Origin of the sequence: Rhodococcus sp. NPDC060176 (genome assembly GCF_042728675.1) — a bacterium.
Lineage (GTDB): Bacteria > Actinomycetota > Actinomycetes > Mycobacteriales > Mycobacteriaceae > Rhodococcus_F.
On record NZ_JBHWYS010000001.1, the window covers coordinates 830,773 to 852,771 of the forward strand.

Sequence of the window (21,999 nt, forward strand, 5' to 3'; positions counted from 1 at the left end):
AAGGTGCGCCGGGGCAGATCTTTCGGACGCCGACAGATGTTGCGCCAACAGAGATCGCCCCAATGGAGGACGCCCCCAACCCTCTGGAATTGGGGGCATCGCCAGCCGGTTCATCCTCAGTAGTTCGACGAACCGGTGACGACGGTACGGACCTGTTTCTGAAGAAACGCTGAACGTGACGTTCCTCGCTTCGGGGAAGAGACTTCGCCTACATTTCAAACGGGCGCGGAGGTCCGTCCCGAAATCAAGATCGGAGCACAATATGAAAGCAGCCCGTTTCAGCAGGTTCGGAGGGCCCGAAGTCCTCGAGCTTGTCGACCTACCCGACCCGCACGCGGGGCCAGGCCAGATTCGGATCGCCGTCCGAGCGGCAGGTGTGAATGCCAGTGACTGGAAGAAGCGCCAGGGGCTGATGGATCAGGAGCTGCCGCAAACCCTGGGGTACGAAGCGGCGGGCGTCGTCGACGAGATCGGTGAGGGCGTCACAGATGTGAACCTCGGTGATCGTGTTTTCGGCTTCTGCACTGACGGTGCGGCGCAGGCTGAACTTGCAGTGCTTGCGTATTTTGCGCCTATCCCGTTGTTTCACAACTTTATCGACGTCGCCGCGCTGCCCGCGGCGGTCGAGACGGCGACACGCGCGCTCGACCAACTCGGGGTGCAAAATGGCAGCACTCTGCTCGTGAACGGTGCCTCCGGCAACGTCGGTAGCGCTGCAGTCCAATTGGCTGTGATTCGCGGCGCCCGGGTGATCGGTACCGCAAGTCCATCCAATCACGAGTACCTACGGTCGCTCGGCGCCGAGCCGGTCACATATGGAGAGGGCCTCAGCGAGCGAGTTCGTGCACTCGTGCCAGACGGCGTCGATCTGGCGCTCGACGTGGCCGGAACCGGTGCGCTGCCGGTGCTCATCGAGTTGGCAGGCGACACAGATCATGTGGTTACGATCGCCGATTTCGACGGCGCACAGACGTACGGCGTGAGGTTCAGCCGCGGCGACAGCGGGCGGGCGATCCACGCTCTCGGTGATATCGGCGCGCTGATCGAATCCGGGCGCTTCAGCCTCCCCCCGACGAGAGCCTTTCCGCTCGACGAGATCGCGGAGGCACACCGAGTCGGAGAGAAAGGACATGTGCAGGGAAAGCTCGTCTTGGAAGTCGGCTGAATCGACCGAGTAGCTTGAATCGAGACTCTCGGCTACGACGGAGGTACGGATGACTGTTCGGATCGAGGAGCACACAGCGGGAGTTCGGTTGCTCACGATGGATCGCCAGGAGAGGCGCAACGCGCTCGACCCCAAGACTTACCGCGAACTGACGAACGCGATCCGGGAGTCTGACGACGATGACGCAGTGCGGGTTTCGGTGCTGACGGGTTCCGGTGGTGTGTTCACCAGTGGTAACGACATCGGAAGTTTTCAGGACACTGCCGGCGAGGACGGCGGTGAGGCCAAGGATCTGTTGATCGCACTTGTCACCGCACGTAAACCGATTGTCGCAGCGGTCGAAGGATTTGCAGTCGGGATCGGCACCACGATGTTGTTGCACTGCGACCTGGCGTTTGCCGGACGAGGTACACGATTCCGCTTGCCGTTCGTTCCGCTCGGGCTCTCGCCCGAGGGTGGATCGAGCTATTTGTTGCCACAGATCGCGGGCCTCAAACGCGCGACCGAGCTGTTGATGCTCGGAGATATGTTCGACGCCGACGAGGCTGCCGAAGCCGGTCTGGTCAATCGCGTCGTGGAGGCCGGCACCGCACTCGACGTGGCGCTGGACCGTGCAGTTCGCATTGCAGACTCCCCGGCTGAATCGGTAGCGCTCACGAAGATGCTGCTCCGTCGACCGCATCTCGATTCCCTGCTGGAAACCATCGACGTGGAGTCGGATCATTTCGCGAGACGGCGACGATCCGATGAAGCGCAAGAAGCATTCGCAGCTTTCATGAAGAAGAGGTGACCGATATGAATGGTGCACAGTCACTTATCCAGAGTCTGGTCGACTCGGGCGTCGAGGTGTGCTTCGGCAATCCAGGAACGTCCGAGATGCATTTTGTCGCCGCACTCGATTCCGTTCCGCAGATGCGTGCGGTACTCGGCTTGTTCGAGGGCGCCGTGACCGGTGCCGCGGACGGCTACGCACGGATCGCCGGAAAGCCTGCCGCGACGCTGCTCCATCTCGGTCCCGGTATGGCGAACGGACTGGCGAACCTTCACAACGCGCGCCGCGCCCACACACCGATCGTGAACATCGTCGGGGACCACGCGACATATCATCACGGTTTCGACGCTCCTCTCGAATCGAACATCGACGCGCTGACCGAATGGCTGGAGGGGTGGAGTCGACGTTCCGAATCCACTGCGACCGTCGGTAGCGATGCAGCTGACGCCGTTGCCGCGTCAATGGATTCGCCCGGAAGGATCGCGACACTGGTCCTACCTGCTGACGTCTCGTGGGGCGAAGGTGGAGCGCTTGCGGAGCCTCGGGACATACCGGCGCGAGCGGAAGCTTCTGCAGCACAGATCGACTCGGTGGTAGGCGCGCTCAATGCCGAGGGCCGCGCGACGCTACTGCTGGGCGGCGCAGCGTGTTCCGAAGCCGGACTGCGCGCCGCTTCCCGGATCGCCGTCGCGACGGGTGCGCAGATTCTGGTCGAGACCTTCCCAGCGAGGCTTCAACGGGGCGCCGGGCTACCGTCATTCGAGCGCTTGGGGTACTTCGCCGAGCACGCCACCGAACAACTTCGCGGAACAACTCAGCTGGTTCTGGCCGGCGCGGTTTCGCCGGTCTCGTTCTTTGCGTATCCCGGAAAGCCGAGCGATCTGGCACCGGAGGGCGCTGCGGTGACAACGCTGGCGAGCGTCGGCGACGATGTTGCCGGTGCTCTGGAAGCAGTGGCAGAACTCGTGGCACCGGGAGTCGAACCTGTTCTGCAGGAAGTGAATCGGCCAGCACTGCCGAGCGGGCCTCTGGACGTTCGAAATTGGGCCGACGTTATCGGTGCCCTGCTGCCAGGCGATGCCATCATCTCCGACGAGGCTGCCACTTCCGGTTGGGCGATTCCGATCGCCCTTGCCGGCGCGCCGCGCCACGACGTGCTCACGCTCACCGGAGGTGCCATCGGCCAGGGAATTCCGGTTGCGACGGGCGCCGCGGTGGCCGCGCCGGAGCGGCCGGTGATCAATCTCGAAGCCGACGGAAGCGCGATGTACACGATCACGGCGTTGTGGACGCAGGCGCGAGAGCAGTTGAACGTCACGACGATTCTGCTCAACAATCGCGCTTACGCCATTCTGCGTGGCGAGTTGCAACGCGTCGGCGCAGAAGGCGCCGGCGTCGTCGCACAGTCGATGTTGGATCTGTCGTCTCCGCACATGGATTACGTCAAGATCTCCGAGGGCCTGGGTGTGCCGGCGTCACGGGCGAGCACGGCGGAGGAGTTGGCGGAGCAGTTTGCTGCAGCGCTGGCGGAGCCCGGTCCGCATCTCATCGAGGTCATGCTGCCACCCCCGTCATGATTTCGCGTCGGTCATCGATCGTGCATTCAACTGGAGGTTTTCGGTGCTAGCCGCGATCGGTCTGTCTCTGCCTCTTGCCCTCGGTCTGCTTTTCGTCTCGATGCCCATGGCGGTGATCGTGCTCGTGATGGTTACCGCCGGAGCACATCGCGGGGCGGCATCTTTTCTCCTCGGGTGGGTGCTCGGTATATCGGCGGTCGTTGCAGCGACCATCGTGATCGCGGACTACTCGTTCGCGGAATCGGAGTCGTCGCAGACTTCGGCGTGGTCGAGCGTCGTACGAATCGTGTTGGGCCTTGTTCTGTTCGGATTGGCGTACAAGCAGTGGCGAGCGCGACCGAGAGACGGAAGTGATCCGACAGTTCCGAAGTGGATGAAGAGCATCGACGGATTGACGCCGCGCAAGGCTTTCGGGTTGGCGTTCTTGTCCGCGGCGGTCAATCCCAAGAACGCTGCGCTGGCGGTATCCGGTGCGGCCACTATCGCGGTCGCCACGAATGTTGTTGCTCAACAGATTGTTGCGGCGGTCGTCTTCACGGTGATCGCCAGCGTCGGCATCGCGTCGCCGATCCTGGTGAAGGTGTTCTCCGGCAAGCGAGCCGACGAGATCCTCGCATCCGCGAAGGCATGGATGACCGCCAACAACGCAGTGATGATGGCAGTCATCCTGGCGATCCTCGGTGCGACCGTGCTGGGCGAGGGGCTCAGTGGGCTGCAATAAGTCGCCTACCATTGGCGGGTGACTGATTTCGACGACGACGCTGCTGGTTCCATTGCCTCCGCTGCTGTGGCTGTTCTGCGCGAGCAAGGCCCGCTGAGTCTCGAAGAGTGGGCGACCCATCTCGAGGAGTACGGAACTGCGACCGAGTTGGCCGATGTACTCGAGTACCTGTCCGAACCGATGCTCGGGTACCTGCCCAACGGAAAGTACGTCGCTCTCGACGCGGCCCTCGAAGGGCTCGTGTTCACTCACCGGCTCAGTGAGCTCGAGATTGCGTCCGACATCCTTGACGCGAGCCCCGACCTGGAACCGATCTTGGCGTTCGGCGGCGGCGAAGACGGAGCGATCCGGGTGGCCCTGGCGGAAGAAGCAGCCCTGGAACGCGGAGATGCTCCCTTCCGGAGTCGACGAGTTGTGGTTCTTCCGGTCGGAACCCTGGGCGAGTGTGCCGACGGCGATCTCGTCGGTCTTGCCGTCGAAGACGGAAGACTTGCTTTTCGCCTGGTGGAGATCGAGGACGAGCCCGATCTTGCTCCCGCCCTGGACGAGCTTTTCGAGGACGACGGAGTCGAGGCACTCGATTCCGTGTGCTGGCAACTCCTCCTCGCGGATCCGTCACTCTTCACGGTTCCCATTGCGCCGCTTGGTGAGTTCTTCGAGGCGGCAGGCTACGAACATGAGCGAGAATTGCTGGCGCGTCGGGGATTCGACTTCGATGCCTACGACCTGCAGATTCGGACAGCCTTGGTCGCCAGCGCCTACGACCTGACCCACGACGAGGCTGTCTCTGCCGTCGCGTTTGTCGATCTGGCGGACCGCGGATACACCGACGCGGTCATCGCCGACTTCGATATCGCGGACTGGGCCCACCGTCATGTGAGCGCTGCCCCGGATTCTTTTGTCTCACTCGCAGATCCGGGTGCAGCGGTAGCAGTGTTCGATCTCGGATTTCGGAATCAGGATCCGGTGACCGATGCGATTCTCGAAGCGCTTGCAGCCGAACTGGCCGAGCGAGGGCCGAGGTCGGTGCGGGCGGCGGCTCATTGGCTGGCCGGTAAGGCCGTCGATCGGCTGGGACGCGTCCTCGAAGCGGAAGCGCACTACGAGAAGGCGCTACTTGTCGAATCTGGTTGGGGTCCGGCTTTGTTCGAATTGGCGCAGTTCGCGTCGGACCGCGGCGACGCGATCCGGGCACTGTCACTGCTCGGGCGGATCGACGGCGGAAGTGAAGAGAATCTCTACGCCGTACTGCAGGACTTCGTCCCGGCCGATCACCCGGAACTCGGTCGAAACGACAAGTGCTGGTGTGGTTCCGGCCGCAAGTACAAGGTTTGCCACCTCGGAAAGGCGGATGAATCCGTCAAGGCGGACGGTCGGTGGTTGTACAAGAAGGCATGTCTGTTTGCCTTTGCCTCCGAGTTCGTCGACATCGTGACCGGGCTCGACGATCTCGAAAACGAGAATCTCTCCGAGGACGAACTGCTCGCCACCACGATCTTCGACGGCTCGGCACTGGATGTGGCTCTGTTCGAGGGGGGGATTTTTGCCGACTTCCTGGCCAGACGCAGTGAACTCCTCCCGGAGGCGGAAGTAGTGACAGCCGCGCAGTGGCTCGGAACCAGCAGGTCGGTGTACGAGGTGGTCGAATCTTCGGACACCGGTGTCGTGCTGCTCGATCGTGGGTCCAAGGAGACCGTCACGGTTGCTCACTCGGTCGAAGGCAAGCCCGGTGATGCGATCAGTGCTCGGGTCCTGACGGCCCCCACTGGCGCGCTTGCGGTGGGCGTGGTGGTCATGGCTTCGCAATCGCAGGCCGCGAGGGTTCTCGAGGTTCTTGCTTCCGAGGATATCGACGCCGACGAACTGGTGCGTGAGTCGCGTGGAGGCGCCGATCACTCGACCGATGACCGGTGACGATGTATCGAGTCGACCCCGTTAAAGTTGGATAGGTGAACGAACCGATGGATGCCAATGACTTGATCGCCGAAGCCGCGATGGAGTTGTTGCGTGAGCACGGCCCGCAGACAGCGGCGGACTGGGGCACCCTGTTGGCTGATGCCGGGCACGGTACAGCCGAGGACATGGCCGAATTCGTCGAGTACGTCGAGGACCCACTGCTCGGATACTTGAGTGAGGAGCGGTACGCCGCACTCGACACGTTGTTCGAGCATCGAGTGTTGACCCATCGCCTCACCGAAGCGGAGATCAAGTCCGGCGTTCTCGACGCCAATCCCGATCTCATGATGCTGCGAGTTTTCCTCGATCGTGACGACGACGAGATCCACGGCATCAGCGTCGTGCACCGCGGGATCGACGACGATCTGTTGGCTGATCGTGGGATCGAAGACCCGGAGTTCCCGCATGACGAAGGTTTCTTGCTCGACACCGACACCCTCGCCGAGTGCTCGGCAGGTGACTTGATCGGATTGTTCGTCGCTGACCGTGAGTTGACGCTCTGCACCATCCCCGAGGTACTGGATCCCGCACCCGGATTCGGCGAGAACCTGGCGACGGTCCTTGCCGACATCGATGCGGACACCCTCGATGCCATTGTCTGGCAGTTGATGCTCGACGAGCCGTCGCTGTTCCGTCAGCCGACCGCCCCGCTGGGCGAGATGCTCGACGCGGCAGGTTACGTTCGCGACGGTGACTACGTTGCGGTGGACGGTTTCGATTTCGAGGCATACCACCTGGCGAATCGGGCCAGGATGCTCGAGATTCGAGAGAACCTGCACTCCGAAGAAGCCGCGTCGGTGATCGCCTTCGTCGATGTGGTCATGGCCGCGAAAGCCGAAGGCGTTGAGGATGTCTCGGACTGGGCGCGCAAGCAGATCAAGGAGGATCCGCAGACATTCGTCGGCATCGCCGAGCCGCCCGCGGCTGCGGCAGCATTGGAACTGTTGTCCGAACTCGATGACCATGATTCCGCATTGCATTCTGTTGCAACTGCTCTCGCGGAGAAGGGGCCGCGCCGAGTCAAGCCGGCAGCGCACTGGCTGGCGGGCAAGGCTTCGGACCGTCTCGGCAAGATCCTGGCCGCTGAGGCGTCGTACGAATCAGCGCACGATCTTGATCCCGACTGGACTCCGGCGATCTTCGATCTGGCGCTACTGGCGGCCGATCGCAGCGATGTGACGCGAGCGCTGGCTTTGCTGGGCCGGATCGAGGGTGGCGAGTCCGAAGTTCTGCATGAGGTTCTTCAGCGCTATGCACCGGCCGAGCATCCTGAGCTCGGTCGAAATGACAAGTGCTGGTGTGGTTCCGGTCGAAAGTTCAAGGTTTGCCATCTCGGTAAGTCCGAGGTGACTTTCGATGACCGGGCCAGCTGGCTCTACGTCAAGGCTCAGTTGTTCTCGCGCACGCCGGAGTACTTCGACGCCGTATTCGATCTCGCGCTCATTCGTGCCGAGCAGTTCAACAGCGAAGAGGCGCTGACGCTGGCCGTCGAAGGTGGTTTGGCCGTCGATGCTGCCTTGTTCGACGTCGGCATCTTCGAGGCGTTTGTCGAGCGCCGCGGAGAACTGCTGCCCTCCGACGAGCGGGAACTGGCCGACGAGTGGTTGAAGATTGCGCGCTCGGTGTACAAGGTTGCCTCGACGGAGCCGGGACAGTTGGTGACCCTCAGCGACGTCCGCAACGGGCATCTGGTGAAGGTCACGGACGAGTGGGGCTCGTTGAACCTCGAGCCAGGCACACTCGTGTGTGCTCGTGTTCTTCCGGCCGGGTCCACGATGCGCACCTTCGGTGGCATCGAACCGCTTGCGGTAGAAGACAAGAAAGAGCTGATCCAACTGATCGAGTCGGACGACACCGAGCCGGGTCAGTTGGTGGAGTTCCTCAGCCGCGGCCTTGCCGGTGCGCCTTTCCGGTAGCGCGAACTACCAAAAAGGCGCACGGGGCCGGAGGCCCTAGGGCGTCACCTGAGCCAACATCATCTGCTCGAAACCCTCACCGTAAGGCGGGAGCATTCCCCACTCGCCGCGCGGATCATGCTGCGCTGCTTCGAATACCGTTCGCGCGTGACTGAACTCGAGGAAACCCTCGCGCCCGTGGTAGTGCCCGATGCCCGAAGCCCCGACGCCGCCGAAGGGTGCGTCGCTCAGTCCGGGGTGAGACATCGCGTCGTTGATGGTGACGCCACCCGAGACGGTGCGTTCGAGTACGGACTCCTTCTCGTCCAGATCGGTTCCGAAGTAGTACAGCGCCAGCGGCTTCGGACGTGAATTGATGTCCGCGACAACGCTGTCGAGTTCGTCGTACGGCAGGATCACGACGGCCGGCCCGAAGATCTCCTCCTTCATGATCTGTGCGTCGGTCGGAGGGTCGACCACAATTCGCAGTGGGCGACGACGAGTGTCAGCGGAGAGTTCTTCGTCGGGAACGGTGATGATTCGTGCTCCACGTTCTTCAGCGTCCTCGATGTACCCCTCGATGCGTGCGAGGTGACGATCGCTGACTATCGAGACCATGTCCTTGTTGTCGGCGATGGTGGGGAACAGTCCCGTGAACTGATCGGTGAATGCGCCGATGAACGCTTCCGTGTTCTCGCGTGGGACGTAGATCAGATCGGGAGAGACGCAGAGTTGACCGGCGTTGGTCGACTTCGCGATAGCCAAACGCGAAGCAGCAGAGGTGATATCGGCACTGCGGCTCAAGACGCTCGGTGACTTGCCGCCGAGTTCGAGGGTGACCGGAACCAGGTTCTTCGCAGCATTGGCCATGACCAGCTTGCCGACGGTCGTGCTGCCGGTGAAGACGAGGTGGTCGAAAGGCAGGGACGTCAGCAGATCAGCGACTTCCGGCCCGCCGGTCACCACCGCGACCTCCACGGGGTCGAGCGTTCGACGCGCCGCCTCGGCCAGGACGGCCGCAGTGTTGGGCACGATCTCCGACGGTTTGAGAACCGCGCGATTTCCCGCTCCCAGAGCGCAGGCGAGGGGGCTCAGGAGAGTGAAGAGTGGTGCGTTCCAGGTTCCGATGATGCCGATCGAACCCTTGGGTTGGTACGACACGTACGCCGTGGCACCGAGTTGGTCCTGCATCGCTCCGGTCGCTCTCGGTGAGCGAATCATCCACTCTTCGAGAGAATCACGAACATGCTTGAGTGAAACCATCGATCCCAGAACGTCATTCATGACCGAGTAGGCCGGAATTCGACCGCCGAAGTCTTCGTTGATCGCTTCGGTCAAATCCTTGTGGTTTGCGACCAGGAGATCGACGACGCGCTGGATGCGCTCGCGTCGTGTCTGCGCGGACGGAAGCCCGGCGGCGCGAGTCGCTTCCTGCTGGGCGCGCAGTATCTGTTCGAGATCGGTGGTGACGGCGACATCGGTGCTCATGGGCACTCCTCGTAGTGGCGAAGTATTGACCGGACCGTATCGACGCGGCGCGAGCGGATGCCCTTTTCGTCTCGTTGACCGGGACGGATTCGATTGGTAGAGAGAACACATGTCGCAGACACAGGTAGAAAACACTGCAGTGAAGATTTCCGTCGAGGAATCGGTGGGACTCGGTTTCCTGACGCTCGATCGGCCGGCGCGCCGCAATCCGCTCTCGGCGGAGACCATGCGCGAGGTGACGGCTGCCCTTCTCGAGTTGGCTGCGGACGAGCGCGTACGGGTTGTCGTCGTGCGCGCCGAAGGCCCGGTGTTCTCCGCGGGCCACGATCTGACGGAGATGATCGGGAGAACCCTCGAGGACGAGCGGGCGATCTTCGACGGCTGTACCGAGATGATGGAGACCGTGCAGCGGATTCCGCAGCCGGTGATTGCCGCAGTCCAGGGCCCGGCTATCGCGGCGGGCTGCCAGTTGGCCGCGTCGTGTGATCTGGTCGTTGCAGCGTCGAACGCTGTTTTCGGTACTCCCGGCGTCAAGATCGGACTGTTCTGTTCGACGCCGATGGTTGCTCTGAGCAGGGCGGTAGGGCGCAAGCGGTCGATGCAGATGTTGCTGACCGGTCAGACGATCGACGCCGAGACCGCTGCGGACTGGGGTCTGGTGAACTTTGTCGTCCCGCCCGAAGACCTGGACCGGGAGGTACGCGAACTGGCCGCCAAGATCACGACGGCCAGCCCCTTGACGGTGAAGATCGGCAAGCAGGCGTTCTATCACCAGATCGATCTGCCGCAAGCGCAGGCGTACGAGGCGATGGCGGAAACGATGGCAACCAACGCCGTGACCTGCGACGCTCAGGAAGGTATGCAAGCCTTCGTGGACAAGCGAAAGCCCGAATGGCGCAATAAGTAACGATCGCTCTTCCGGTTTAGTTGGACGTCCTATAACCTGAGGCGCATGAGCCTGGATCCACGCACCAACACCGTCGACGGAGTGCTTCGGCGCTCGGCAGCCAAGTACCCCGACCGCGTAGCCGTCGTCTTCGAGGATCGCACCCGCACGTACCGCGAACTCGACGACGCGGTCACCCGGGTCGCGGCCTATCTGCTCGGTCTGGGTCTCGAACACGGCGACCGCGTCGCGGCATACGGAACCAATTCCGACGCCTATGCAATCGGATTCCTTGCTTGTGCGCGAGCAGGTTTGGTGCATGTTCCGGTCAATTACGCACTCAAGGGGGACGAACTCCGGTACCTCGTGGCGCAGTCGGGCGCCCGCGCGGTGTTGGTGGATCCGGCATTGGCGTCGACGCTCGACTCGGTCCGCTCCGACCTTGATCTCGACCACGTGATCGCGCTGCGGGATGCAGAACTGTCGGTCGTCACGATCGGTGAGGCAGGCGAGGTACCGGTCTTCGAACCGCGTGCGACGTCGACGGATCTGGCGCAGCTGCTCTATACCTCGGGTACCACCTCGAAGCCCAAGGGCGCCATGATGTCTCACGGTGCGCTGGTTCACGAGTACGTGTCCTCGGTGATCGCGCTGGGGCTCGACAAGAGTGACAACCCGTTGATCTGCATGCCGATGTACCACTCCGCGGGCATGCACGTCTTCATGCTGCCGTACCTGTCCGTGGGCGCAACGGTCAGTCTGATGCAGGCGCCGGACATCCCGGAAATCCTGCGCCGTGTCGAAGCCGAAAAGATCGGATCGCTGTTCCTGGCTCCGACCGTGTGGGTACCGCTGGCCAACCATCCTGACCTCGAGACCCGCGATCTGTCCTCGCTGAAGAAGGCGCAGTACGGCGCCTCGATCATGCCGGTCACCGTGCTCAATCGCCTGCGTGAGCGTTACCCGGACATCGGCTTCTACAACTGCTTCGGCCAGTCCGAAATCGGTCCACTGGCAACAGTTCTCCAGCCCAGCGAGCATGCCGATCGTCCGTCTTCCTGCGGTCGCGCGGTGTTCTTCGTCGAAACCCGCGTGGTCGACGCCGACGGAAATGACGTCGCCGACGGTGAGTCCGGTGAGGTTCTCTACCGCTCGCCGCAGCTGTGCAACGGCTACTGGGAGAACCCGGAAGCCACCGCCGAGGCCTTCCGTGACGGCTGGTTCCATTCGGGCGATCTGGTCGTGCGGGACGACGAAGGTTTCATCACGGTCGTCGACCGGATCAAGGACGTCATCAACACCGGCGGCATCCTGGTGGCGTCGCGCGAGGTCGAAGATGCGGTGTACACGCACCCCGCAGTGGCAGAAGTTGCCGTGATCGGTACGCCCGACGAGAAGTGGATCGAGGCCGTCACCGCGATCGTCGTGCTCAAGGCCGGCAACGACGAGTTGACGCCCGAGGCGTTGATTGCCCACGTCAAGGAACGGATCGCTCCGTTCAAGGTGCCCAAGCACGTCCGTTTCGTGGCCGAACTCCCGCGCAATCAGAGCGGCAAGCTACTGAAGCGGGAACTGCGCACCGTCTGAGACTTGCTATAGGTTCTGCCTTACCTTCGGTTCGTTTTCAGGTCTTTGACTCCGATTGCCTCACGGTATTGACTTCGGAGGACGGCATGGACTTCGGAAACAGCAAGGTGAGTGGTGGGAATGCAGGTCGATGCAGATGACTTCGCAGATATCTTGGCGACTGCGCGGGAGTTCATCCGAAAGGAAGTCGTTCCGCGTGAGCAGGAGATAGCCGACACCGACGCCATTCCTGAGGACATACGCAAGAAAGCCGCAGCCATCGGGCTCTTCGGCTACGCGATCCCTCAGGAATGGGGTGGGCTCGGACTCGACCTCACCCAAGACGTCGAATTGGCAATGGAATTCGGCTACACGTCCCTGGCGCTGCGCTCGATGTTCGGTACCAACAACGGAATTGCCGGGCAGGTATTGGTCGGCTTCGGTACCGACGAGCAGAAGGCTCAGTGGCTCGAGCGCATCGCCTCCGGTGACGTCGTGGCTTCGTTCGCTCTGACCGAACCGGGCGCGGGCTCCAACCCGGCCGGCCTTCGGACCAAGGCAGTTCTGGACGGATCCGACTGGGTCATCGACGGCAACAAGCGGTTCATCACCAATGCTCCACTGGCGCAGCTGTTCGTGGTGTTCGCACGCACCCGCCCGGCGGATTCCGATGGTCCGGGAATCGCAGTGTTCCTGGTTCCGGCCGACACGCCGGGCGTCACGGTCGGTCCCAAGGACAAGAAGATGGGTCAGGAAGGTGCTTGGACCTCCGAGGTCACCTTCGACAACGTCCGGGTTCCCGAGTCGGCCCTCGTCGGTGGCGACCAGGACACCGGATACCGCGCTGCGATGACGTCTCTCGCACGCGGACGAGTCCATATCGCGGCGCTCTCGGTGGGAGCAGCACAGCGAGCGCTCGACGAATCTGTCGCATTCTCCGTGGTCACGGAACAGGGCGGTACCGCTATCGGCGACTTCCAACTGGTTCAAGCGATGCTGGCCGACCAGCAGGCAGGTGTCATGGCCGGGCGTGCGATGGTGCGTGAGGTAGCCGCGCGGTACGTCAGCGGTGAGGATCGACGTCTCGGCCCCTCGGCGGCAAAGCTTTTCTGCACCGAGATGGTGGGCAAGGTCGCGGATCTCGCCGTGCAGATCCACGGTGGCAACGGGTACATGCGCGGTGTGCCGGTCGAACGCATCTACCGTGAAGTTCGCCTGTTGCGCCTGTACGAGGGAACCAGCGAGATCCAGCGACTGATTCTCGGCGGTGGGCTCGTGGCGCAAGCGAAAAAGCAAAACCAGCGCTGACACCTTTTTACCTGACGAGCTTTAACCTCACGAACGGAGTGGACATGGGATTGTTGGACGGCAAGGTCGCAGTGGTGACGGGCGGAGCACAGGGGATCGGGCTCGAAATTGCGCGCACCTTCATCAAGGAAGGCGCGACCGTCGTCATCGGCGACATCAACGAAGGCGTGGGAACGGCTGCGGTCGCCGAACTCGGCGGAGAGTCGGTCGCTCGTTTCGCTTCCTGCGACGTTCGGGACTCGGGACAGGTCGAGGCAATGCTCGATCTGGCTGAAAGCGCTTTCGGCCCAGTCGATGTCATGGTCAACAACGCCGGCATGACTCGCGATGCCACGATGCGGAAGATGACCGAGCAGGACTTCGACGACGTGATCGCCGTTCACCTCAAGGGAGCGTGGAACGGGACACGCGCTGCCGCCGCCCGCATGCGTGAGCGCGAAACCGGCGCAATCGTGAACATCTCGTCGATCTCCGGCAAGGTCGGCATGCTCGGGCAGACCAACTACTCCGCCGCCAAGGCCGGCATCGTCGGTCTGACGAAGGCCGCGGCAAAAGAGGTCGCATTCAAGAACGTTCGCGTCAACGCCGTTCAGCCCGGACTGGTCCGCACGGCAATGACCGAGGCGATGCCCGAACGAATCTGGAACGAGAAGCTGGCCGAGATTCCGATGGGGCGCGCAGCCGAGCCTTCGGAAGTTGCTTCGGTTGTACTGTTCCTCGCGAGCGACCTCTCGAGCTATATGACGGGTACGGTCCTCGAGATCACCGGCGGCCGCCACATCTGATCCGTCCTGTTCGAGTGCAAGAATTCAGAGTGCAAGAATTCTGGGTGTAAAACTTCTGGGGTGACTACTGACATGGGACAGCCGAACTCGGACCTTCCGCTCGACGGAATCACCGTAGTTGCACTCGAACAGGCGGTGGCGGCACCGCTCGCCACCCGACATCTCGCGGACATGGGTGCGCGGGTGATCAAGATAGAACGCGTCGGTGAGGGTGACTTTGCGCGTCACTACGACCAGGCGGTTCACGGTCAGGCATCACACTTCGTGTGGCTCAACCGTTCCAAGGAATCCATTGCCGTCGACGTGAAATCGGAATCCGGCCGGCAGATCGTTCTCGACCTTGTCGCGCGAGCCGATGTGTTCCTGCAGAACCTGGCTCCTGACGCTGCCGCGAGACTGGGGTTCGGCGCGGAGGAACTGCGCGAGAAATTCCCACGGCTCATCGTGATCGACATGTCCGGCTACGGCAGCGCGGGCCCACGGCGCGAGCGCAAGGCCTACGACATGTTGGTTCAAGCCGAGACCGGAATGATCTCCGTGACAGGCACACCGGAAACGGCCACCAAGACCGGCATCCCGGTCTCGGACATCGCGGCAGGAATGTACGCGCTGACTTCGATTCTGAGCGCCCTGTTCCGTAGAGAGCGAACGGGCAAGGGAGCGCTCGTCGAGGTCTCGATGTTCGATTCCACCGTCGAGTGGCTGGGTCATCCAATGTACATGAAAATGTATGCGGACAAGCAGATTCCGCGCGTCGGTCTCGGCCACGCGGCCATCGTTCCCTACGATTCGTATCCGACTGCCGACGGCGAGATCCTGATCGGCGTCCAGAACGATCGTGGATGGCGGGCACTGATGGTGGACGTGTTCGAGCGCGAGGATCTGGTCGACCATCCGCGGTACCGCACCAATATCGTGCGCGTCGAAAACCGCGGTGAGGTAGACGAATTGGTGGGTTCTCTGACTCGTCTGTACTCGACGGCAGATCTGGATCAGCGCCTGGCCGCCGCTGGTGTTCCGGCTGCGGCACTCAACGACATGGCCGGTCTGCTGGAACATCCGCAGCTGGAGAAGCGTGCCAGGTGGCGGTCCGTGGGCACCGAACATGGTCCGATCGATGCCGTGTTGCCTCCGATGACGTACTCGGATGTCGAAATGCGCATGGGTGATGTTCCAGCTCTCGGCCAGCAGACGGATTCTCTGCTGGCCGAGTTGGGGCGTACCGACGATCAGATCACGAATCTCCGAAAAGACGGATCGATCGGTTGACGCTCCCTAGCGTCGAAGGTTCTCGAACACCGCTGCAATCCCTTGTCCGCCGCCGATGCACATGGTCTCGATCCCGTACCGTCCCTGGCGCCGGTCGAGTTCGCGCAGCAGATTTGCAAGGATCCGCCCACCGGTAGCGCCGACAGGATGTCCGAGCGAGATGCCGGAACCGTTGACGTTGAACCGTTCCTCGATGTCCTGGGCGCTCAATCCCCAGGCCTTGGCGCACGCGAGAACCTGGGCCGCGAAGGCCTCGTTGACTTCGATGAGGTCGATGTCGTCGAGTGACAGGTCGACACGGGAGAGTGCCTTCGCCACGGCAGGAACCGGGCCGATGCCCATCCGGTTCGGCTCCACACCGGCCACACCCCAGCTGACCAGTTTCGCGAATGGTCGCAGGCCCAGCCGTTCGGCGTTGGCAACTGTAGTGACGATCGCGGCTGCGCCGGCGTCGTTCTGGCCGCACGCATTACCGGCGGTGACAGTGGCTTCGGGATCGACGCGACCTCGAATGGGGCGCAGTGCAGCGAGATCGGCCAACTGAATCCCTCGGCGCGGATGCTCGTCGCGAGTGACCACCGTCTGCTCACCACGGCGTCCGGGCACCGAAACGGGAATGGTCTCGTCGTCGAAATACCCGCTGTCCTGGGCATGAACTGCCCGCTCGTGTGATCGGACCGCGTAACGGTCCTGCGCGTCGCGAGTGATCGAGTACTCCCGACGCAAGTTCTCGGCGGTCTCGATCATTCCGCCCTCGACCGGGAAGTTGACTCCGCCGGAGTTCGTGCGCGGTTTGGCCAGTCGGTCGTGGAACTCGACGGAAGGGCGCTTTGTGCCCCAACGCATGTCGGTGGAGTAGAACTCGGTTCCGCTCATGCTCTCGGCGCCGCCGGCGATGACCAGGTCGCTCATCCCGGTCTGTACTTGCATCGCGGCGTAGATGATCGCTTGCAAACCTGAGCCGCAACGGCGATCGAGTTGTATTCCGGGAACGGACACGTCGAGACCGGCGTCGAGTGCCGCGATTCGCCCGATGGCCGCAGCCTCTCCGTTGGCGTAACCCTGACCGAAGATGACGTCGTCGACATCTGTGGACGCAATGCCGGTTCGTTCGACGAGGCCACGCACAACAGTGCCGGCGAGAGTGGTGACGGGAACGTCCTTGAATACTCCGCCGAATCCGCCTACCGGGGTGCGAACGGGTTCACAGATGACTGCGTCGTGCATGGAATGCGCCTGTCTCGAGGAGAGGTGGGGAATGCGTCGCGTGAAGGGACCGATCGAAGGGCCACCGCGACCTGGCCACTCGAATATCCAGCACGCGCGGCGGGATTGTCAACAGTGGGAACGACCTGTTCGGACATAGTTTCCGCCATACGGTTCGTATGTGAAATCGACTTTGACACATATACCGTTCAAGGATTGAATGGACGCACGACCTCTGCTGAGCACGGCTCGCCGCTGGTTGAAAGTTCCTGTAGTCGAATCTGTTTCGTCGACAGGAGAGTGCGAAGTACCGACTGACAGGTGGAACAGTGACTCGTTTGGCGCAGACGGCGGGATTGACCGAAACCCAGACCGACATCGTCGGGGCGGTACGAGAGTTCGTCGATCGCGTCGTCATCCCCGCGGCGCAGGAACTCGAACACTCGGATACGTATCCGACCGACATCGTCAAGCAGATGAAGGACATGGGTCTGTTCGGACTGACCATCGACCCCGAGTACGGGGGAATCGGCGAATCACTGCTTACCTATGCGCTGTGCGTCGAAGAGTTGGCCCGCGGATGGATGAGCGTGTCCGGTGTCATCAACACGCATTTCATCGTGGCTCACATGATTTCCGCGCACGGGACGCCGGAACAGAAGGCGAAGTACCTGCCGCGTCTGGCGTCCGGAGAGCTCACCGGCGCATTCTCCATGTCCGAACCTGCATTGGGTTCGGACGTTGCCGCGATCACCACCAGGGCGCGGCGCACCGAATCGGGCGACTACGTCGTCAACGGCCAGAAGATGTGGCTGACCAACGGTGGTTCGTCGACGCTGGTTGCAGTCCTGGTCAAGACGGACGAGGGCGCGGAGAAGCCGCACAACAATCTGACGACGATATTGATCGAGAAGCCCGCAGGTTTCGGTGAGGTACTCCCGGGCCTGACCATTCCGGGCAAGCTCGAGAAGATGGGCTACAAGGGAATCGACACCACGGAGATGATCTTCGACGGTTTCGAGATCGCAGCCGAAGAGGTTCTCGGTGGCACCCCCGGTTTGGGATTTCGGCACATGATGGACGGCGTCGAGATCGGCCGGGTCAACGTCGCCGCTCGCGCTTGCGGAATCGCCCACCGCGCTTTCGAACTGGCTGTCACTTACGCCAAGCAACGCGAGACTTTCGGCAAGCCGATCGCCGAGCATCAGGCCATCGCGTTCCGGATCGCCGAGATGGGCACCAAAGTCGAAGCGGCCCATCTGATGATGGTCAACGCTGCCAGGCTCAAGGACTCGGGTGAGCGCAACGACGTCGCCGCAGGCATGGCGAAGTACCTGGCGAGTGAATTCTGCTCGGAGGTCACGCAGGACAGCTTCCGTATCCACGGTGGGTACGGCTACTCCAAGGAATACGAGATCGAGCGGTTGATGCGCGAGGCGCCGTTCCTTCTGATCGGTGAAGGCACCAGCGACATCCAGAAGCAGATCATCAGCAAGGGCCTGCTGCGTACCTACAACTGAACCGAGAAGCGGCACCGCGAAACTTTTGCGGTGCCGCTTCGTCGTGTCGGATCAGCGGGTGAAGTCAACGGGTAACGTCAGCGCTTGAACGCCAAGGTTGTCACTGGTGACCGATTGCCGTATGCGTCAACGGCTTCGACACGAGCTTCGTACGCGGTGCCCGCTGCTGCATCGGGAATCGGAATGTCGAGGCTGTTCGGCCGCGGCATGAAGTAGAAGTCGGAGAGCACCTTCGACGAGACAACCTTCGCTCCGGTGGCCGTGTCCGTGACCTCGACGGCGTAGTGGTGCACCATCTGATCGTCCTTGGCCTGCGCGATCCTCAATGCGGTCGCACCGTTTTCGCCGGTCGTCACCGAGAGCGGGGTGGTCGTGGTGAATTCCGGCGCGTGCGTGTTCCGTGCACCCTGGATGTAGCGGAAGTTGTCCTTGATCTGCTGGTTGGTCGAACCGTCGAGCTCGACCGTCCACCCCGAACCGCTCAGAGTGCCGGCGCTCGAGTACGGCGGCTGCCAACTCGCCGACCACGCGCCGCCGGCGTAGATGTCGTGCTTGTCTGCCGCCATGTTGATGCGGTTGATCTCCGTGCGGTCCTGGTAGACCTCGACGAAGAGTGCTTGTGCCGTGGGTGATTCGAATCGGTTGGCGAGACCGGATTCGGTCACCATCTGATAGCCGTGGTCGATTTCGATGTACGACATCGAACCGTCGTTGACCGACGTGAAGTCACGCTGATGGATCGACCGATCGTCGTTGTTGTTCAGATGCGAGTGTCCGGAGAAGAAGATTGCCTGTGGGAAGGCGCTCAAGTCCTCTGTCAGTCGTGGATTCGACGCTTGCTGGCCGTCCATGGCCGTGTTGCTGGCAGGTCGGTGGCCCTGTACGAGAATCGGTTTGGTCAGGTTCGCCGAGTCCGAGGTGATTTCGGTCAGGCGGGACTTCAGCCAATTGCGTTGTGCTGAATCATTGTTGTATGTCTCGGTGTTCACTGTGAAGAGATGGACACCGCTGACATCTGATTCGTAGTATCCGCCACCGGAATCCGGGAACCACTCTGTCGGGTATCCCGCTCTGATCGCCTCGAGACTTGCATCGTGGTTGCCGTTGGAGATCAGCAGTTGGGTGTCGTTCATTCCCTTCCTGGCGAGGTTTGCCTGGAAGATCTCTGCGACGATCTTGTGATCGGGGCCCTTGCCGTCTCCGTTGTCGTTGATCATGTCGCCGTTGGACAGGATTGCGTCTGGTTTCGGGAAGATGGAACCGATTGTGTCGAAGAAGCTTTCGTACTTCTTGTCGTTGTTCGCGTGATCGCCGACGTGGACGTCGGACATCACGACGACCTGAGCCAGCGGCTTTTCCGAGGTCTTGATCAGGTAGCCGAACGAGACCGCCGCGCTCGCGTGATCGCCGCGGAAAGCGGCGACAGTGACGTTGGTGTCCTGTGCGATCTGCAACGGATGTCCCGGCGTGGCAGCTTGGCTGTCGGTGGTGGGTGTCGTTCCGTCCAAGGTGTAGCGGACGGTGGTGCCGCGCTCGGCGGTGAAGGTCAGGTCGACGGGGTGCTCGTACCGTCCGCCGGGGACACTGACGCCGGGCGCTGCGGGCGGCGTGTTGTTCTCACCCGAAGAGCTGCCCCATTCGAAGGACGAACTGCCCCAGCCGGGTTCGGCATGGGGTTCGGCGGGGGCGATGCCGGGAACGGCGAGAGCCGCGGTCACGGCTGCTATCGCGATGGTCGTACGTCTCACGAGGATTCCTTGTCTTCGACGCGGTGGTTCAGACCTATCCGTAATTGGTCTGGACCAATTACGGTAGGTGGCGCCGGGTAGAAGAAGGTGTGTCCTGAATGTCCGATTAGTGAAGGGTGCATGAACACCCTGCAGTGCTTGCTACCGGTATACCTGGCTGCGTTTATGGCAAAGTCGACGGCGTGGACCTACGTCAGATCGAGTACTTCCTCGCCGTTGCCGGTGGGGAGTCTCTGTCGACGGCAGCGCAGAATCTGTCGGTCACCAAGCCGTCGCTGTCGCAGGGGATTCGTGGTCTCGAGCGCGAACTCGGAGTCGAACTGTTCCACCGTGTCGGTCGCGGTTTGGTTCTGACGGCAGCAGGTCGGGCGTTGGTAGGACCGGCCAGGCAGATGATGCGCAGTAGTGCGGCCGCGTTCAATGTCGCGATCGGTACGGCCGACGAGCCTCGTGGGCGCCTCGACATCTTTTCCGCGGCACATGGTCTCGAAGGCCCGATCGCACGCATCGTGGCGAACTTTCGTGAGCAGTGGCCTGGTGTCACCGTACGGGTCGGTGAACTACCGCAGGGTGCGACGACCGAACAGGTCCTGGCAGACGGCGCGTGCGAGGTGGTCTTCAGCTATTGGCCGCCGGACATGTCGGCGCTGTCGACAAAAGTGATCGGGGTGAACGAGTACTGGCTGGCAGTGCCGTCGGGGGTACACCCGGATGTGTGGCCCGACGGCGTGAAACCCGATGCAGGAGAGCCGGTGTCATTGACGGAACTGCCCGATCTTCCGGTGGTGGGCGTGCTCAAACACTCGCGGGCGCGGCTCGCCATAGAGTCGTCCCTGCAGGCTGCCGGTGCCAGGACTCGAATGTCGACGGAGCTGGCGCAGCGGGAGACCGTCGGCGCGTTCGTCTTCGCGGGTTTGGGTATGGCGTTCATGGAGCGTTCGCTGGCCGAGAGATCGGTCGCGTCCGGCGCGGAGATATTTCCGGTGGAGCCGGCGATCTCGCTGAGCTACGGCGTCGAATTCGATCCGGAGACGCTCTCCCCGTTGGGCAAGTTGTTCGTCGACGGCTTGTGAAATGTCGAGAGTTTTTCGATGTACGCGGATCCGGCCGGCGAGAGCGGGCCGTCGCGGTAGACCAAGATCGTCTGCCGGGTGATCGGTGGGAACAGCGAGCGAACCTCAGCTGCCGGGGAGTCTTGTTCGGCGATCGATCTGGGAAGCAGTGCGGCGCCTACGCCTTGGCCGACCATCTCCCGGACGGCAAGGCGATCAGGTACTTCCACCACGACGTTGGTGAGTTCCAGGTCGTCGTCGACCGAATGCCCGCGCCTGGCCGCAGAGGCCTCGACCACCATCGGCAGGCCCGCAACCACAGCGCGTGGAACCGGGTCGGGTAGTTCTGTGGCCAGGTGAACGGGGACAGACAAGACCGTTTCCTGGGTACTCACGGAGATTTCTCGAAGCCCGTCGGAGACACCGGTACCCGGATGAGTCTCGAGAAACCCAAGTTCACACGCGCCCGCTCTGACCAGTGCTCGCACCTCCAGTGCGTTCGCGGCGGCGTTCGTGGAGAACCGAATTCCGGGTGCCGTCAGATGGAGGCGTCCGGCGACCTCGGCTACCGGGTCGATGGCCAGATCGGACTGGACAGCTAGGGCGAGTTCCCCGGCACGCAAAGCGATTACCGCAGCCACCGCGGCTTCGGCCCGCGCAACGTCGGAAAGCAACGTACGGGCAGACTCGGCGACCGCCAGTCCGACTGTGGTGGGAGTCAAACCGCGAGTGGTGCGCTCGAAGAGTGTGGCTCCGAGTGCTCGTTCGAGGTTGCGCACGGCCTGCGACAGTGACGGTTGCGAGATATGCAGGACGTCCGCGGCCGCAGTGACGCTGCCGTGGTCGACGACGGCGACGAGATACTGCGCGCTGCGTATGTCCATCCCGGGTGCCTGCATCTGACGAATTCTCCCAGATGACGGTGCCCTGGCTGCGGTGACTTGCTGCGACCTGCAGACATAGGTCTGAGCTATGGCTCTGTGCGCCTTCTCGTCTTTGTGGCGCAGGCCATAGCGATGGTCGACTGTTCCAGTACCACTGACCGCGGTTCGCGCTCGGTGAGTACCTGGAACACAGGAGCGTGA

Annotated in this window: 17 protein-coding genes; 13 read left to right on the top strand and 4 right to left on the bottom strand. The window is 62.3% G+C overall.

The window, feature by feature from the left end:
- Positions 1 to 262 precede the first annotated feature (262 nt).
- Genes ACFWEM_RS03990 through ACFWEM_RS04015 form a run of 6 tightly spaced genes read left to right on the top strand, consistent with a single transcriptional unit; the run spans position 263 to position 8,107 of the window.
- Positions 263 to 1,165, top strand: coding sequence for an NADP-dependent oxidoreductase (locus tag ACFWEM_RS03990; protein ID WP_378531340.1), 903 nt, complete (start codon positions 263 to 265; stop codon positions 1,163 to 1,165).
- Between the two features lie 49 nt (positions 1,166 to 1,214).
- Positions 1,215 to 1,955, top strand: a complete 741-nt coding sequence (locus ACFWEM_RS03995) for an enoyl-CoA hydratase/isomerase family protein (protein ID WP_378531342.1) — start codon at positions 1,215 to 1,217, stop codon at positions 1,953 to 1,955.
- Positions 1,952 to 3,514 (top strand): acetolactate synthase large subunit, encoded by a 1,563-nt coding sequence (locus ACFWEM_RS04000; protein ID WP_378531344.1) that lies wholly within the window; start codon positions 1,952 to 1,954, stop codon positions 3,512 to 3,514. The genes ACFWEM_RS03995 and ACFWEM_RS04000 overlap by 4 nt, the downstream gene beginning before the upstream one ends.
- A gap of 43 nt (positions 3,515 to 3,557) precedes the next feature.
- The gene (locus ACFWEM_RS04005) at positions 3,558 to 4,235 is read left to right on the top strand and encodes a GAP family protein (RefSeq protein ID WP_378531346.1); all 678 of its coding nucleotides are present in this window, start codon (positions 3,558 to 3,560) and stop codon (positions 4,233 to 4,235) included.
- An 18-nt stretch (positions 4,236 to 4,253) separates the two neighbouring features.
- Positions 4,254 to 6,149: an SEC-C metal-binding domain-containing protein gene (locus ACFWEM_RS04010; protein ID WP_378531348.1), complete on the top strand. Its 1,896-nt coding sequence runs from the start codon at positions 4,254 to 4,256 to the stop codon at positions 6,147 to 6,149.
- Between the two features lie 35 nt (positions 6,150 to 6,184).
- Positions 6,185 to 8,107, top strand: coding sequence for an SEC-C metal-binding domain-containing protein (locus ACFWEM_RS04015; RefSeq protein ID WP_378531351.1), 1,923 nt, complete (start codon positions 6,185 to 6,187; stop codon positions 8,105 to 8,107).
- A gap of 36 nt (positions 8,108 to 8,143) precedes the next feature.
- On the opposite strand, the gene ACFWEM_RS04020 is transcribed toward ACFWEM_RS04015, so the two are convergent.
- Positions 8,144 to 9,574, bottom strand: coding sequence for a coniferyl aldehyde dehydrogenase (locus tag ACFWEM_RS04020; RefSeq protein WP_378446886.1), 1,431 nt, complete (start codon positions 9,572 to 9,574; stop codon positions 8,144 to 8,146).
- 109 nt (positions 9,575 to 9,683) lie between these two features.
- On the opposite strand from ACFWEM_RS04020, the gene ACFWEM_RS04025 reads away from it, so the two are divergent.
- The 5 genes from ACFWEM_RS04025 (at position 9,684) to ACFWEM_RS04045 (ending at position 15,388) form a co-directional block, all read left to right on the top strand.
- A complete protein-coding gene (locus ACFWEM_RS04025) occupies positions 9,684 to 10,481 on the top strand; it encodes an enoyl-CoA hydratase (RefSeq protein ID WP_378531354.1) in 798 nt (265 codons plus the stop codon).
- Between the two features lie 45 nt (positions 10,482 to 10,526).
- Positions 10,527 to 12,047: an acyl-CoA synthetase gene (locus tag ACFWEM_RS04030; RefSeq protein ID WP_378531356.1), complete on the top strand. Its 1,521-nt coding sequence runs from the start codon at positions 10,527 to 10,529 to the stop codon at positions 12,045 to 12,047.
- A gap of 120 nt (positions 12,048 to 12,167) precedes the next feature.
- Complete coding sequence (locus ACFWEM_RS04035) at positions 12,168 to 13,334, top strand: acyl-CoA dehydrogenase family protein (RefSeq protein WP_007729538.1); 1,167 nt, start codon at positions 12,168 to 12,170, stop codon at positions 13,332 to 13,334.
- A 44-nt stretch (positions 13,335 to 13,378) separates the two neighbouring features.
- Positions 13,379 to 14,119, top strand: coding sequence for a 3-oxoacyl-ACP reductase FabG (gene fabG / locus ACFWEM_RS04040; protein ID WP_214880049.1), 741 nt, complete (start codon positions 13,379 to 13,381; stop codon positions 14,117 to 14,119).
- Between the two features lie 72 nt (positions 14,120 to 14,191).
- Positions 14,192 to 15,388: a CaiB/BaiF CoA transferase family protein gene (locus ACFWEM_RS04045; protein ID WP_378532726.1), complete on the top strand. Its 1,197-nt coding sequence runs from the start codon at positions 14,192 to 14,194 to the stop codon at positions 15,386 to 15,388.
- A gap of 6 nt (positions 15,389 to 15,394) precedes the next feature.
- Here ACFWEM_RS04045 and ACFWEM_RS04050 read toward each other — a convergent pair whose 3' ends face one another.
- Entirely contained in the window at positions 15,395 to 16,615 is a 1,221-nt protein-coding gene (locus ACFWEM_RS04050; protein WP_378531358.1) for an acetyl-CoA C-acetyltransferase, read from the bottom strand.
- Positions 16,616 to 16,923: 308 nt separating this feature from the next.
- Between ACFWEM_RS04050 and ACFWEM_RS04055 the strand changes: the two genes are divergently transcribed.
- Positions 16,924 to 18,114 (top strand): acyl-CoA dehydrogenase family protein, encoded by a 1,191-nt coding sequence (locus tag ACFWEM_RS04055; RefSeq protein ID WP_378531360.1) that lies wholly within the window; start codon positions 16,924 to 16,926, stop codon positions 18,112 to 18,114.
- A 77-nt stretch (positions 18,115 to 18,191) separates the two neighbouring features.
- Here ACFWEM_RS04055 and ACFWEM_RS04060 read toward each other — a convergent pair whose 3' ends face one another.
- Complete coding sequence (locus ACFWEM_RS04060; protein WP_378531362.1) at positions 18,192 to 19,862, bottom strand: chitobiase/beta-hexosaminidase C-terminal domain-containing protein; 1,671 nt, start codon at positions 19,860 to 19,862, stop codon at positions 18,192 to 18,194.
- Positions 19,863 to 20,044: 182 nt separating this feature from the next.
- Here ACFWEM_RS04060 and ACFWEM_RS04065 point away from each other — a divergent pair, with 182 nt between their 5' ends.
- Positions 20,045 to 20,935, top strand: coding sequence for a LysR substrate-binding domain-containing protein (locus ACFWEM_RS04065; RefSeq protein ID WP_378531364.1), 891 nt, complete (start codon positions 20,045 to 20,047; stop codon positions 20,933 to 20,935).
- On the opposite strand, the gene ACFWEM_RS04070 is transcribed toward ACFWEM_RS04065, so the two are convergent.
- Positions 20,869 to 21,813: a LysR family transcriptional regulator gene (locus tag ACFWEM_RS04070; protein WP_378531366.1), complete on the bottom strand. Its 945-nt coding sequence runs from the start codon at positions 21,811 to 21,813 to the stop codon at positions 20,869 to 20,871. The genes ACFWEM_RS04065 and ACFWEM_RS04070 overlap by 67 nt on opposite strands.
- Positions 21,814 to 21,999: the final 186 nt, after the last annotated feature.